The sequence below is a fragment of the Shewanella sp. SW24 genome, from assembly GCF_025653395.1.
Lineage (GTDB): Bacteria > Pseudomonadota > Gammaproteobacteria > Enterobacterales > Shewanellaceae > Shewanella > Shewanella oncorhynchi.
Genome location: NZ_JAKKSH010000017.1, coordinates 20,728 through 35,558 on the forward strand (window position 1 = coordinate 20,728; position 14,831 = coordinate 35,558).

Annotated in this window: 13 protein-coding genes; 12 read left to right on the top strand and 1 reads right to left on the bottom strand. The window is 44.3% G+C overall.

Going from position 1 to position 14,831, the window contains the following annotated elements:
* The first annotated feature begins 100 nt into the window (after positions 1–100).
* The 10 genes from L5M17_RS14580 to L5M17_RS14625 are packed head-to-tail and all read left to right on the top strand — an operon-like array spanning position 101 to position 10,856.
* Positions 101–1,243 (top strand): methyl-accepting chemotaxis protein, encoded by a 1,143-nt coding sequence (locus L5M17_RS14580; RefSeq protein ID WP_263148268.1) that lies wholly within the window; start codon positions 101–103, stop codon positions 1,241–1,243.
* Positions 1,244–1,257: 14 nt separating this feature from the next.
* Positions 1,258–1,542, top strand: a complete 285-nt coding sequence (locus tag L5M17_RS14585) for an STAS domain-containing protein (protein ID WP_028759900.1) — start codon at positions 1,258–1,260, stop codon at positions 1,540–1,542.
* Positions 1,543–1,550: 8 nt separating this feature from the next.
* Positions 1,551–3,284 (top strand): SpoIIE family protein phosphatase, encoded by a 1,734-nt coding sequence (locus tag L5M17_RS14590; protein WP_263148270.1) that lies wholly within the window; start codon positions 1,551–1,553, stop codon positions 3,282–3,284.
* Positions 3,285–3,287: 3 nt separating this feature from the next.
* Positions 3,288–3,653, top strand: coding sequence for a response regulator (locus L5M17_RS14595; RefSeq protein WP_028759902.1), 366 nt, complete (start codon positions 3,288–3,290; stop codon positions 3,651–3,653).
* Between the two features lie 17 nt (positions 3,654–3,670).
* Complete coding sequence (locus L5M17_RS14600) at positions 3,671–5,824, top strand: chemotaxis protein CheA (protein ID WP_263148271.1); 2,154 nt, start codon at positions 3,671–3,673, stop codon at positions 5,822–5,824.
* Between the two features lie 10 nt (positions 5,825–5,834).
* Complete coding sequence (locus L5M17_RS14605) at positions 5,835–6,347, top strand: chemotaxis protein CheW (protein WP_049821692.1); 513 nt, start codon at positions 5,835–5,837, stop codon at positions 6,345–6,347.
* A 5-nt stretch (positions 6,348–6,352) separates the two neighbouring features.
* On the top strand, positions 6,353–8,350 hold the full coding sequence (locus L5M17_RS14610; RefSeq protein WP_263148272.1) for a methyl-accepting chemotaxis protein: 1,998 nt from the start codon (positions 6,353–6,355) through the stop codon (positions 8,348–8,350).
* Positions 8,351–9,196: a CheR family methyltransferase gene (locus L5M17_RS14615; RefSeq protein WP_263148273.1), complete on the top strand. Its 846-nt coding sequence runs from the start codon at positions 8,351–8,353 to the stop codon at positions 9,194–9,196. It abuts the gene before it with no gap.
* The gene (gene cheD / locus L5M17_RS14620; RefSeq protein ID WP_219234147.1) at positions 9,183–9,803 is read left to right on the top strand and encodes a chemoreceptor glutamine deamidase CheD; all 621 of its coding nucleotides are present in this window, start codon (positions 9,183–9,185) and stop codon (positions 9,801–9,803) included. The genes L5M17_RS14615 and cheD overlap by 14 nt, the downstream gene beginning before the upstream one ends.
* A 3-nt stretch (positions 9,804–9,806) precedes the next feature.
* Positions 9,807–10,856 carry a chemotaxis response regulator protein-glutamate methylesterase gene (locus tag L5M17_RS14625; protein ID WP_263148274.1) on the top strand — a complete coding sequence of 350 codons (1,050 nt, stop codon included), beginning with the start codon at positions 9,807–9,809 and terminating at the stop codon, positions 10,854–10,856.
* Positions 10,857–10,964: 108 nt separating this feature from the next.
* On the opposite strand, the gene L5M17_RS14630 is transcribed toward L5M17_RS14625, so the two are convergent.
* Positions 10,965–12,599, bottom strand: a complete 1,635-nt coding sequence (locus tag L5M17_RS14630; RefSeq protein WP_263148276.1) for a diguanylate cyclase — start codon at positions 12,597–12,599, stop codon at positions 10,965–10,967.
* 391 nt (positions 12,600–12,990) lie between these two features.
* On the opposite strand from L5M17_RS14630, the gene L5M17_RS14635 reads away from it, so the two are divergent.
* Positions 12,991–13,671: a class I SAM-dependent methyltransferase gene (locus L5M17_RS14635; RefSeq protein ID WP_263148277.1), complete on the top strand. Its 681-nt coding sequence runs from the start codon at positions 12,991–12,993 to the stop codon at positions 13,669–13,671.
* The gene (locus L5M17_RS14640) at positions 13,661–14,722 is read left to right on the top strand and encodes an HNH endonuclease (RefSeq protein WP_263148278.1); all 1,062 of its coding nucleotides are present in this window, start codon (positions 13,661–13,663) and stop codon (positions 14,720–14,722) included. The genes L5M17_RS14635 and L5M17_RS14640 overlap by 11 nt, the downstream gene beginning before the upstream one ends.
* The last annotated feature ends 109 nt before the right edge of the window (positions 14,723–14,831 follow it).

Here is a 14,831-nt window from a genome sequence, read left to right on the forward strand (position 1 = left end):
ATTGCGACACGTAACAATGTGAATAATTTCACTTTCGTGTTTGAAAATCACCCAATATGAAACTACTTTTTAATCACTGTACAATTATTGTGAAGTCCATATGACATACAAGGATGGGGTCGTTGCGGTGCTCGCGGCAGGCGTTGGATATGCGCTGAGTTTGATGACATTGTGGGCTATTGGTCCGGTTATTTCTGTTTTGATTATGTTGCTGTGGCAATTTTATCAGCACCAGCAAATGCAGTCAGTTCAACAGCATGATGATAAGTCCTTCAACAACCAACTTGCCGCGGATTGGCAAGCCCATATCAATCTGTATCAAGAGTCAATCACGACACTTAACGGCTGCGAGGCTAACATTGACAGTGTGCTAGCGGTGCAAGGTGACGCAGTCAATTTGCTCGGTGAGTCATTCGATGGTTTAGGGCGGTTAATGACGGAGCAGACAGGATTTATTTCAGATCTCGTTAAGAGTACTGATGATGCTGAGTTATTCCATTCAGATCAAATGAAGCAATTTGCCAACAATACCTCAATGACGTTAGAGCGCTTTATTCAATCCACCATAGAGATGTCGGCATCAACTATGGAGTTGTTGGAAAAAGTGAATCTCATCTACGAGTCTATGCCTCAAGCAATGAAAGCCTTGCAAGACATAGATCAAATCTCGTCCCAGACTAATTTGCTCGCTTTAAATGCGGCAATTGAAGCGGCGCGGGCGGGTGATGCGGGTAGAGGCTTTGCCGTTGTGGCAGATGAAGTGCGCGCTTTATCCACTCGTAGCGCAGGTTTTAGTGAAAGCATACAAAAACAGCTTAAATCAATTCAAATTCAGATTGAACAATTAACCGTACACGTGAGTAAAGTCGCCGCTCAAGATATGACTTATATTATTGATGCAAAAAAGGATATAGATACTGCACTAAGGCAGATTATCGTTAAAGCAGAGAAGGATTCTCAAGTGATTGAACGTATCGATTCATCGGCACATGAACTAGAACAAGCCATCTCGGATACTATTCGGGGATTGCAGTTCAGTGATATTACTTCCCAAAGCCTGATTTACACAAATCAGTCCCTAAACCATTTAAAAGAATCGCTCAATCGCGTCACCACTATGTCACAACAGGAGTTTGGCATTAAGGGTGATGACATCACAATACAAATGAGTCGCCGACGTCAGGAGACTCATAATCCCGTTTCAAGGGATCAAATTACCTGTGGTGAAATTGAACTCTTTTAATTAGGGATAACACAATGTCAAATATTAAAGTTATTTCATTGCCAGAGCGCTTTGACTTTTATTACCACAAGAAATTCACCAGTGATTATCAAGATATTTTAACGCTTCCAGAGGTTAACCATATTATTTTAGATTTTAGTCGAGTGCTTTACCTCGATAGTTCTGCTTTAGGCATGATGGTATTGCTGCATCGTAAGGCGCAGGAGTTACATATTTCTACGTCTGTAAAAGGTGCACATGGTCAGGCGAATGAAATCCTTAGTATTGCCAATATGCAGAAAATCTACATCATAGAGTAACACTCATTATGGTATCGCTTACTCAGCCGGAACATTTTATTTTAGTTATCGATGATGACGCTATTGCGAGTCAAAGGATAAGTGACTTTATTCATAGCAAAGGTTACAACGTCATTGTCTGTAGTGATCTAGAAGAAGGTTTATTTGAAATAACGCAAAATACGGTTGATTTAATTCTGATTAACTATTGGTTAAAGGATGGTACCGCACTGGCGTTACTGGACAAGTTAAATAAGGATAAAAAAGAAACACCTGTTATAGTCATGAGCGAGACAAAAGAAAATCAATCCGTATTAGCCTGTTTTAGAATGGGGGTTTTGGATTTTGTTGTTAAACCGATAAATGTTGAAATATTTTGGTACAAGGTTGAATGTTTACTTACCCGGGTGCAACTTCAGCATAAAGTAGAGCATCAAAGAATTGAACTTGAAAAAATGCTTTATGAAAAGGCCCGAGAAGAACACATGGCCCGGCATTTATTTGAGCACTTAGTCAATATTGATAATACTGACTTTTATTTTGTACATACTTATTGCCAAGCCAGTGCCAATTTTAGCGGTGATATTATCCTCAATGGCATAGCGCCTAATGGCAATTTCTTCTTAATTCTCGCCGATTCAACGGGTCATGGCCTGAGTGCTGCCATGCCCATCATGCGTGTTGCCAGTACATTTAGGGCCATGGTTTCAAAGGGATTTTCTTTAGTTACGTTAATTTATGAACTGAATGCTAAGCTCCATCGAGAAAACCCTGAAGACAGATTTGTTGCCTGTATTATTTTAGAAGCCGATTTTAATCGTAATAAATTACATATTTGGAATGGTGGTATGCCCCCCGTGTATATTCAAACGGGGGGGATTGACTGTTTAACAAACCACAATATTAAAGAAACTGACCATTCTCGTTCAGTCAGTAATCAATCCATTGATAAATTTAAATCGACAAATATGGCCCTTGGTATTTTACCTCCGCATACTTTTATAGCGGATATTGTTACGGTTGATTTACCATCCCATGGACATGCTTGCCTTTTTAGTGATGGTTTAATAGAGCAATATACCCATGACGGCAATCCATTTGGCATTGATAAATTAAAAGATCTATTTATTCATTTGTCCGGTGGTCTAGTCAAATATTTAGAGAACAATATGCATGAGTACTGTCCTGCTGAAAATATTGCCGATGACATCACTATTTGTACCTTAGATTTTGAACGATTAAACACTTGGCATCAAGATCGTGATGTTAGTCGTATTAAAGCCATTATGGATGGTGAGTTCAGCTGGGATGTCAGTATTGCAGGGCCTATGTTACTCAGCGCTGATTATTTAAGTTCATTGAATCAGTTTCTCAGCATATTGGGATTTGCGACTAATTTCTGTCAACGGGTTTTTACTGTTGTCGCAGAGTTATTTAGCAACGCCATTGATCATGGTGTACTAAAATTAGATTCTCGACTAAAAAATGATCCAGAAGGCTTCGAACTGTACCATAGTATTAGGGACAGTTTTGCAGATAGGCTCACGGAAAATGATTGGGTAAAAGTGAGCATCATCTGGCGTTCATCGCAGGATGAATTACATATTAGCGTGGCTGACAGTGGCAAAGGCTTTGAGGGTGATGAAAATTTGATGGCGGACATTCCTCAGTTGTCTGGGCGCGGTCTCTCACTGGTGAAAACATTATCTAAGACCTACGAATTAGTACCGCCAGGGAATATAACTAAAGTCATAATGGAATAGCGCATGAGTAAAAGAATATTAATTGTTGATGATTCCGCAGCGATTCGACAAATGGTCGAAGCGACCCTTAAATCGGCTAATTATCAAGTGGTACTGGCCAAAGATGGTCGAGAAGCACTCGATATCTGTAATGGGCAGAGATTTGACTTCATTCTGACAGACCAAAATATGCCTCGAATGGATGGGCTGACCTTAATTAAATCCTTACGTGCTATGTCGGCATTTATGCGTACGCCGATCATTATGCTCACCACGGAAGCGGGCGATGACATGAAAGCCCAAGGGAAAGCCGCGGGTGCGACGGGATGGATGGTAAAACCCTTTGATCCTCAAAAGTTGTTGGCTATTACGGCTAAAGTGCTGGGTTAACTGCAACGGGGTGCGCTATGTCCATCAATATGGCCGAGTTCCATCAGGTCTTTTTTGAAGAAAGTCATGAACATCTTGAAAATATGGAACAATTGCTATTGGCATTGGACCTTGCTTCTCCCGATCCTGAAGAACTGAACACCATTTTCCGTGCTGCACATTCTATAAAAGGCGGCAGTGGTATTTTTGGTTTTACCGCATTAACCAGTGTCACCCATGTGATGGAAAACCTGCTGGATAAAACCCGTAAGGGTAACTTCCAATTAACGTCATCCATTATCGATTTACTGCTGAGTACTGTGGACACGTTATCCCATATCTTGAGCTTGTACCGCGAAGAAGAGCAGATTGATTGGCAGGAGGTCGAATACAGTAAAAGCCAGTTGGTTGCAGCGTTAAATGGTGAGCCTTTTAGTTCATCAGTTGCGATACGTAATGGTACAGACGCCGCTAGCACTCCCATCATAAATGCAACACCCACCGCACCAGTGGCGGCAGAAGATCTGGGTTTTGGATTTTTTGAAGATGAAATGGCACGTGATATTGCCATCGAAGGTGAAGACTTTGGATTTTTTGATGAGGCTTATCAAGCGGAAGACATCAGCGCTGACAGTGTGGCAAATAATAAAGAGTGTATTGCTGAGCTGTGTGATGTGACAATTGACGATGATGAGTTAGGCTTTGGTTTTTTTGAAGCATTAACGCCAGAATCCTTCGCTAATGAAATCGAGTTATTAAGTTCAAAACCGCTAGTGCAGAAGGTTTATAAGCCAGCGACCACTCGAGCACATCAAGCCAAGGAAACTGGAAGTAGCCAATCCAAAAACATCTTATTTAAAGCCAAAGCGACTGAGTCCACCGCACCTGATTCAACCGTGCCCACGAGTCCTTCTGTGAAAGCAAGCTCACCTGCAATACTGAGTTCAAACGCAACATCAAACTCATCCGTTGCCCCAAAGCCCAATACCACAGAGGTGAAAACAGCGACTAAAAAACCAGCCACGCCGGCTCAGGATGCCACCTTAAGGGTCGAAACCTCTAAGATAGATACTTTGGTTAATCTCGCGGGCGAGCTGGTGATCACTCAGTCCATGTTGACTCTCATTGGTAACGAGATGACGGGCGATTTAGGCGAACGCCTTAAGACTGCGCTCAATGAATTGGAACGTAATACCCGTGAGATGCAAGAAGCTGTGATGTCGGTACGTATGCTGCCGGTATCTTTTGTGTTTAACCGTTTCAATCGTTTGGTGAGGGATCTTTCTGAGCAACTGGGTAAAAACGTCAATCTCGTGATTGAAGGTGGCAACACAGAAATTGACAAGGGAATGATTGAAAAGCTCGTCGATCCGCTGACCCACTTAGTGCGCAATAGTTTAGATCACGGTATCGAAAAACCTGAAAAACGGCTCGCAGCGGGTAAATCCGAAGTAGGTGTGTTATCCCTTAAAGCCAGTCAAAGGGGCGGCAATATCGTTATCGCTGTGCACGATAACGGCGCGGGCTTAAATCGTGAACGCATTATTCAAAAGGCGCGGGAAAACGGTTTGCAAGTGGCTGATAACAGTAGCGACAAGCAAGTCTGGCAATTGATTTTTGCCGCAGGATTTTCTACTGCGGAGGAAGTCACGGATGTGTCTGGCCGTGGTGTTGGTATGGATGTGGTGCGCCGTAATATTGAAGCCTTAGGTGGACGCATTGATATTGAATCCACTGAGGGCCAAGGCTCAACCTTTGAAATCCAGTTGCCACTCACGCTCGCCATTGTCGATGGTATGACGGTTTCCGTGGGAAATCAGATCTACATTCTGCCCTTAGTGCACATCATAGAATCTATTCAGCCGCAAACGGAACAACTTAAATTTCTCGCCAAAGAAAGACTCTTAAAAGTACGTGAAGAGTACTTACCTCTGCTCAATCTTTATCAGCTGATGGAAATTGAGCCCAATGCCCGCTGCCCAGAAGAGGGCATAGTCGTATTGCTCGAAAGCAACCACAAGCGCTTTGGCCTGTGCGTTGATGCCTTAGTTGGCCAGCAGCAAGTGGTGATTAAAAGTCTTGAAAAACATTATCGCAGGATCCCCGGTGTTTCCGGCGCCACCATCATGGGCGATGGCAGCGTCGCGTTGATCCTCGATGTCGAATCGCTCGCTCTGCACATTAAAAATTAAGGAAATAGCCATGGAGAGTCGATCAACTATGACCGCCAAAGTGGAATACAACGCCCATGATGAGGTGGAGTTTTTAAGCTTTATGTTAGGCGAAGAGCACTATGCCCTCGATATTATGTCCGTCAAAGAAATTCGCGGTTATGAGTCGGTCACTAAAATCGCCAACGCCCCCAGTTTTATAAAAGGCGTGATTAATTTGCGCGGTGACATAGTGCCCATAGTGGATTTGCGGATGAAATTTGCTGTTGGAACCGCCACTTATAACGAGTTCACTATCGTTATTATGCTCAACGTGTTTGAACGTATAGTCGGCATAGTGGTCGATGCCGTCTCCGATGTGATTAAGCTGTCGGCGGAGGAAATCTTACCCGCCCCAGAATTTGGGGTGGCGTTCGATAGCCGCTACCTCAAAGGCTTAGCCACGGTCGAGGATAAGATGATCATTTTAGTAAATATTCAGGCTCTGATCAGCAGTGATGAGCTGGGTCTAATTGATGCAAATAGTCTGACTGATCAGGAGTAACAATAATGAGTATTTTCAATTTTTTTGGCAATGATGAGGCGCGTGAGCAAAGGGATGAAGAGCGTCAGCGCTATTTTCAGCTACTTGATAACAGTGGCAACAGCTTTATGATCGCTGACAGTCAGCGCAATATTATTTATGCGAATAAAGCCGTCGTCCGTTTACTGCAAGAGGCAGAGGACGATATTCGTAAAGAGTTACCTCAGTTCTCGGTTGCCAAACTGATCGGCAGTAATATCGACATTTTCCATAAAAATCCTGCACATCAGCGCAATTTATTAGAACGTCTAACCCAATCCCATACCGCGCAAATCACCATAGGCAAACGTACCTTTAGGTTGATTCTGACGCCGATTATCACCGCTGAAAATAAGCATTTAGGCACAGGTGTTGAGTGGATAGACCGCACCGAAAGTATCGAAGCCGAGCGAGCAACCCAGCGCATCCTCGAAGCGCTCAATAATACCAGTACCAACGTCATGATAGCCGATGCTAACCGTACGATCATTTATATGAATCGCTCGGTCGAAACTATGTTGCGCCATTCTGAAAGTGAGATCAGACAAGCCTTACCGCATTTTTCCGTGGATAAAATCCTCGGCAGCTCGATGGATATCTTCCACCGCAATCCTGCCCACCAAGCAAGTTTACTCGATAAATTAGACCGTAAATATGAATCGCTTATTAAGGTGGCCAGTTGCCACTTTCGTTTAACCGCTAGCCCCATAGTGTCTAAAGAAGGTGAGCGCTTAGGGACTGTGGTTGAATGGCTCGACCGCACCATTGAAGTCCAAACCGAACAAGAAATTTCCCGCATAGTCACAGCCGCAGCGGCAGGTGATTTCTCCCAAAGGGCGGAAACAAATGGCAAGCAAGGTTTCTTTTTAATGCTGGCGAACAATTTAAACTCGTTAATTGAAACCTCGGAACGTGGATTGCAAGATGTGGCGCGTGTGCTGATGGCGCTAGCGGATGGCGATTTGACCACTCGCATTTATAACGATTATGAAGGCACCTTTGATGATTTGAAAAATTACTCAAATCAAACGGCTGAAAAGTTATCCTTCATGATCCAAGATATTCAACGAGCTGCGGATACCATCAATACCGCTTCGGCAGAAATAGCCCAAGGTAACGCAGATTTATCCAGCCGCACCGAAGAGCAAGCTTCGAGCCTAGAGCAAACCTCGGCCAGCATGGAGGAACTCACAGGTACAGTGAAACTCAATGCGGATAACGCCAGTCAAGCCAATGCCTTAGCCTCTAAAGCGGCTGAAGTCGCAGTGGATGGCGGTGAGCTTATCCAGCAAGTTGTCCAGACCATGGCATCGATTAATGAATCGGCGCGTAAGATTGCCGACATTATTGGTGTTATCGATGGTATTGCTTTCCAAACCAATATCTTAGCGCTTAATGCCGCCGTTGAAGCTGCGCGGGCGGGTGAGCAAGGCCGTGGCTTTGCTGTAGTCGCATCAGAAGTGCGCAGTTTAGCCCAACGCTCGGCCAATGCCGCTAAAGATATCAAGGCATTGATTTCGGATTCGGTGTCTAAAATCGAGAGTGGCAACAGCCTTGTCGGTAAGTCCGGCGATACCATGAAGGAAATCGTCATCGCCATTAAACGGGTGAACGACATCATGGCGGAAATCGCCTCAGCGTCTAATGAGCAGGCCATCGGTATCGATGAGATCAGCAAAGCCGTAGTGCAAATGGATGAAATGACGCAACAAAATGCGGCATTGGTTGAAGAAGCGGCCGCCGCAGCTGAAAGCATGCAATCCCAAGCGCAGCAACTCTCAGACAGTGTCGCCAGTTTTCGCGTGGAAGACGAAGATGAAGCCCCAAGACGCAGCAACGCGAGATTAGCGGCGCCCAAAGCGAAGGCGATGAAGCCCATCAAACAGCAGCTTCAACCTATGGCAAGAGCCAGAGTGACAGAGAAACCTAAAACCAATGCGATGAAGCCCATTAAGCAAGATCAAGATGAATGGGAAGAATTTTAATTGAGTGAAAACAAACCATTGGAACGAGAGTTTGCCTATACCTCGGTGCACTTTAATACCGCGAGGACGACGCTGTACCGCTTAGCGGGGATCAAACTCGCTGATAGCAAGGATGCTATGGTGTATAGCCGTTTAGTGCGGCGGATCAGAACATTGAAATTAGCCGGATTTTCGGCTTATTTTGAGTATCTGTTAAGCCATGAAAATGAACACCAAGAATTTATCAATGCGTTAACCACTAATCAAACGGCATTTTTTCGGGAGCCGCATCACTTTGAGGTGTTAAAACAGTATTTAATCGATAACCCTGACACTCGCAGGATCTGGTGTGCGGCCAGTAGCACAGGGGAAGAACCTTACTCGATTGCGATTGTCGTCGCTGAACATTTCAACAGTTTTAAAACGCCTATCGAGATCATTGCTTCCGATATCGACAGCGGCGTGCTTAAAAAGGCTGAAATGGGCATTTATCCCTTAGACAGGATCGATACTGTCAGCGATATCCGTAAGAAACGGTTTTTTCACCGCGGACGCGGTTCACAGTTGGGTAATGTGCGCGTTGTGCCTGAATTAAAGCAGATGCTCAAGTTTACCCGCATCAATTTACTCGATTCATTTTGGCCGCTAAAAACGCCAATCGATATGATTTTTTGCCGTAATGTAATGATTTATTTCGATAAAGAAACGCAGGAAGTCATATTAAAACACATGATGAACTCCCTTAGCGAGGATGGGCTGTATATTGCGGGACATTCGGAAAATTTTAATATGTTCCCGCAAATCATCACTGCCGTTGGTCAAACAACCTATCGGCCAGTGAAGGGGCTCATGAGTGCTAAAACCTAATATCGAATATGCTATTGCAGAGCCGAATCGCTATCACGATCATCATTTTGGTTGCGATGCGGTAAAAATATTACCCGGCGAGTATTTTGCGACCCGTGAAGATACCATGATAGTGACAGTGTTAGGCTCTTGCGTCTCAGTGTGCTTGTATGATCCTAAGCTCAAAATTGGCGGAATGAATCACTTTTTATTGCCAAGTGACAATAGCAATTGTACTGGGGTGCTCGCCGATTCTGCCCGTTACGGCGTGTATGCCATGGAGTTGTTAATCAACGACTTGCTCAAGCTTGGCGCGCAGCGTAACTCACTCGAAGCTAAGGTGTTTGGGGGCGGCAATATGTTACGCAGTTTTACTGTGCACAACATTGGTGAGCGTAATGCTGAGTTTGTGATTGAATATCTCAATCTGGAAAATATCCCTATCGTTGCTGCCGATTTACTCGATGTGTATCCGCGCAAAGTGTATTTTTTTCCCCATACGGGAAAAGTGAAAGTCCGCAAAATTAAATCCATGCATAACAGCACAATTCTTGACAGGGAAAGTGAGTACCGTTTACGGGTTCGTAATTTACCTTCGGGCGGCGACGTTGAACTATTTGGTGATTAAGTTATGACGATCAAAGTGTTAGTTGTTGACGATTCTGCGCTAATGCGCAGCTTGCTCGGTAAAATGATTGAGGCTGACTCTGAACTGTCTCTGGTTGGGCTTGCTGCCGATGCCTACGAGGCCAAAGATCTGGTGAACCAATTTCGCCCCGATGTGATTACCTTAGACATCGAAATGCCCAAAGTAGACGGTTTAACATTTTTGGATCGCTTGATGAAAGCCAGACCCACTGCAGTAGTGATGATTTCATCGTTAACCGAGCAGGGCGCTGATGCGACCTTTAATGCCTTGGCCTTAGGCGCGGTGGATTTTATCCCTAAACCGAAATTAGACTCGCCCCAAGGTATTCATGATTATCAGGATTTGATTTTAGATAAGATCAAATCTGCCGCGAAAGCCAAAATCATCAAGCCGCAGAAATTTGTTGAGCCAGTACGCCCTGTTTCAAGTAAGCGGCCAATATTGGCCAATACAACCCTGACACAGCATTTAGTCGCGATAGGCGCATCTACTGGCGGTACTGAAGCCATTCTTTATGTATTACAACATTTACCCGCGGCTATGCCGCCGATAGTGATCACCCAACATATGCCAGCGGGGTTTACCCGCACTTTTGCGGAACGTTTAAATCGACAGTCACGGATTACTGTCAAAGAAGCCGAGCATGGGGAACGACTCTTACCCAGTTATGCCTATGTTGCCCCTGGCGATCATCACCTTGAGATCATCAAAGTGGGTGGTAGTTATAAAGTTAAATTAACCCAAGATGAAAAGGTCAGTGGCCACAGACCTTCGGTCGATGTGATGTTTACGGCCTTGGCCCAATGTGCCGCGCCCAATATGAGCGCGATGATTTTAACCGGTATGGGCAAAGATGGCGCCGAAGGCATGGTGGCGTTACACCAAAAAGGCGTCACTACATTTGCCCAAGATGAACAAAGTTGTGTGGTATTTGGCATGCCACGAGAAGCAATAAAGTGCCGTGCAGTAGATTATGTAGTGGAGTTATCGCAGATGCCGAGCAAGCTCATTAACCATTTAAGCTCACTGTGACCGCCCACGCTGAGTGGGATTAAAAAGTAACGAATAGAACGTGAGTCTCGCAGGAAGAGCATTACGCCGAACTGATTTGTGCGCTGCAGTGGCTCATTCTGTTTAGGGTTAGTCAGTCGTAGAAACCACGAGTTGATTTCTACCTAAACGCTTAGCTTCGTAAAGGTTTTTATCTGCCAGTAACAGGCAATCTTGAAATTCCTCACATTGATCCGAAAAGGCTAAACCGCCGCTGAGCGTCACCTTAAATTCGACGCCATCTTCAACAAATACGATATGGCTAAAGCTTTCACGGATCGCATTCAACTTGGCAATCGCCAGTGGTTTTTGCATATCTGGCAGCACTAACATAAATTCTTCACCACCGTAGCGGCCGGTAAAGTCAGTTTGACGTAAGGATTGTTGTAACAGGTGGGCAAATGCCAACAACACCTTATCACCACCGGAATGACCATAAGTATCGTTGACCTTTTTGAAGTGATCTAAATCGAACATAGCGATACAAACTTGAGAGTTAATCCGTTTCGCTACGTTAAAACAGCGTCTCGCAGCCACCAGAATTTGGGTATGATTTAGCAGCCCAGTTAAGCTGTCGCGACTAGCCGAACTGCGAATATCATGACCCCGTTGCGCACGGGAAATCACCTGCGCGACGAATAAACTCGGCGCGGTTTGCTTTGAAATTAAGTCATCTGATCCCGCTTGTATGATGCTGACTTTATTCTGCATCGTATCATCAGAGCTCAACACGAGAATTGGGCTCGAGGTGTATTTGTCCAATTGACGGATCATCTTTGCCAGCTCAAGCCCGTTCACTTCGGGCATGTACAAATCGAAGATAAACAAATCAGGCTCAAATTGCTCAAGGGCAGGCAAGACTTGCTCGGCACTCGATAACCCTTTTACCATCAAACCGTGACTGCGTAACAGACTTGAAAAGTAATCCACCATAGATTGTTGATCATCCACCAGTAACACCTTCAAGGGTTGTTTCTCTGACATTTTGAGGGATTGATGGATTTTGCGCACTAATAAAGTGGTCTCAGCGGGTTTGACAAAATATTCGCTGACATTGGCACGAATGGCCAATAGCCGCATGTCAAAATCTCCCCGCGAGGATAAAACAAACACTCGGGTATTATTCTTCTCAAACTCAGTGGCGGCTTCGAACAAGGCCTCTTCAGTCCAATCGGGTAGAATTAAATCTAATAAAATCAGATCGAAGGGCGTTTTATTTTGCACCACCAGAAAGCTCGTGAAATTCAAAAAATGCTGCACACTAAAACCGAACTCTCGCAGCTGCTTTGTGATCATAGCGCCGACATTCCCATCGTCTTCTATGATGGCAATATGGTGCTCATGCCGCGCCTTAGCAGGTTTATAGGGACTTTGCTGCATTTGCGCCTCCACCACAGGCGGCGACGGTTGACCGCGCATATTGTTTTGCAACAACTGGTGGAAGAGGGTATCTAAGCCTTTGATAGTATGAAGTTCGGGGGTTGGCGCATTGAGCAACCCTTTAAGCTGCAGCTCAAGTTTATCGACTATGTGTTTGGTATCCGACAATCCAAAGGTCTCGCTCGACCCTTTTAAGTTATGCACCTCGCGATACACAGCCGACAGCATGTGTGCATTCCAATTCTTACGCAACGAAATCCACAGGGTAATGATTTGTTTCTTTTTATCCGGCAGTGCATGTAAAAACTGTCGTTTAAGTTGCTCTAACGAATCTTCAAAACTCATAGGCAATAGATATCCTAAATAATTGAGCCCTAGGTCTTAATCTCTATGTAGACGCTACGCCAAGACGTTAAAACCCGTTTACTCCAACACTAAAATAGAAACTGCTCTGGAGAAGCATGTAACAGATTCAATCAATTGCACTTATCTTTACACTCACTCATAGAGTGTAAACCACTGCGACAAAAACGACGGGGAAATGCTGAGATTGCATAGGTATTGATAAGAATATTGGGTCGAATAGCCGAAATCAGCACAGTGATCGCGAACAACATAATGCTAAATATTTTATGCAAAACAGCATGATAATGATGACATGTATTTTTTATCAAATACGACTGTGATAAGTTAGCGTCTGTAAAAACAATCACTTGTTGCAAAAGGATCGTTGTCAGTGAGCACAGTGTTTTATAATGACCACGCCGAAATACTCGCGGCACAGTATTTGTCTAAAACCTTTGAAGAAGTGCATTCGAGTTGGTTGCATCATCTTTTGCCTCTACTCACCAAAAATACATTGTCGATATTGGATGTGGGAGCTGGTTCTGGCCGGGATGTGTATTATTTAGCCGAAAAAGCACAGGGCAAAGAGACACAAATTATTGCAGTCGAACCTGCGGTTGTTTTAGCGAAAATGGGGCAGGTGTTAACTAGGGATCTACCCGTGCGTTGGATTGAGGATAGTTTACCTCAGTTGCAAAAAGTGGTTGGCCTAGCGCAACAGTTTGATCTGATTTTACTCAGCGCTGTGTGGATGCATTTATCTCCCTCAGAGCGCCCACTTGCACTAGTAACACTCTCACGCTTACTCAATTCGACTGGACTTTTAGTCATCAGTTTGCGCCATGGCCCAAGCCACGATGCGCGCGTTATGCACCCAGTCAGTGCCGATGAACTGCTCACACTTGCTGCAGATTGTCAGCTACGACTTTTAGATTTGAGCCAAGATGAAACCGATAAACTCGGTCGCTCACAAGTGCATTGGCAGACGTTAGTTTTTACACCCAAACTGATGCCAAACGTAAATGCACCTGAAGCAAGCGTTATTATTCAGGAGCGACTGAATGCCGATTGATGCGAGAAGACAAGTTGAATTTATTAGCTATTTACAACGTCTGTTAGTTGAAGGGGATTTCGTTGCAACTTACAAATTTGCCTTACTGCATGCGATCGCCGATATCTGTATCGAACGGCCATTAATACTCAATGCCGATCCTGCGCTGAAAACCGCCATCAGTATTGATGATTTGGTAGAGAAGTTTATTGAACTTTACTGGCAACACTCTTTGCCTTTTGGTGCCAATGATGGGTATTTTGTCTTGATCCAAAATAGTGGAAAGCAATCAGCCTTGATCAACAGTTTGATTGAACTACGCCATCAAGGTGTTAACAGTCTATCCCAGTTAAAAGCGCATCTTAGTTATCCAGCTTTATTGCGTAAAACGCGCGGTACGTTTAAAGATGGCCCCTTATGGCGCTTACAAAACTTGTCACGTAATGAAGAATGTTTTCTTTATCCCCATGATAAAACGAAAAATTACATCGAGTTGAATCCGGGGATCGCATTTTGCTTCAGGCGATTTCACGATTTAGTGGTGTCATTGGCTCGTACTCAATGGGTACAAAAAATCGCCGAGTTTCCAGCAAATCAGGTCATTATAGGCAGTAAAGGCAATTTAAGTGAGTTTCTGTTTGGTAGCGACAGACAGACGATCACCTATGCTAGACCTGTACTGCTTGATATCCAAAAAGGCCAATGCTTCTATTGCCAAAAATCATTAAAAGAAACAGGCGAAGTGGATCATTTTATCCCTTGGGCACGATATCCTAATGATTTAGGCCATAATTTTGTCCTCGCTCATAGCAGTTGTAATAATCAAAAACGCGATCATCTTGCCGCTCAGCACCATAAAGATAACTGGTATGAGCAAAATATTATCCAGCATGGCCAAACGTTACACTCTGAACTCAGTCGATATTTCGTCTGTGAGAGTGATCGCTCTGAAGCCATTACGACTTGGGCTTATCAGCTTGCAGGACAAAATCGCTCGCCTCTCTGGCTCGATAAAAAGACCTTTGTGCCTTTTAATGCATTAGACAATGACCTGTCAAATACAGCAATTTAGAGCATGCTCACAGTTTTATGGCACTTATTTTTAGCACTCGCCAAGGTAAGCAACTGTGCTGCAATTGAATGAGCAACGCTGCCAAGCTAAAGTAATCGATGAACTATTT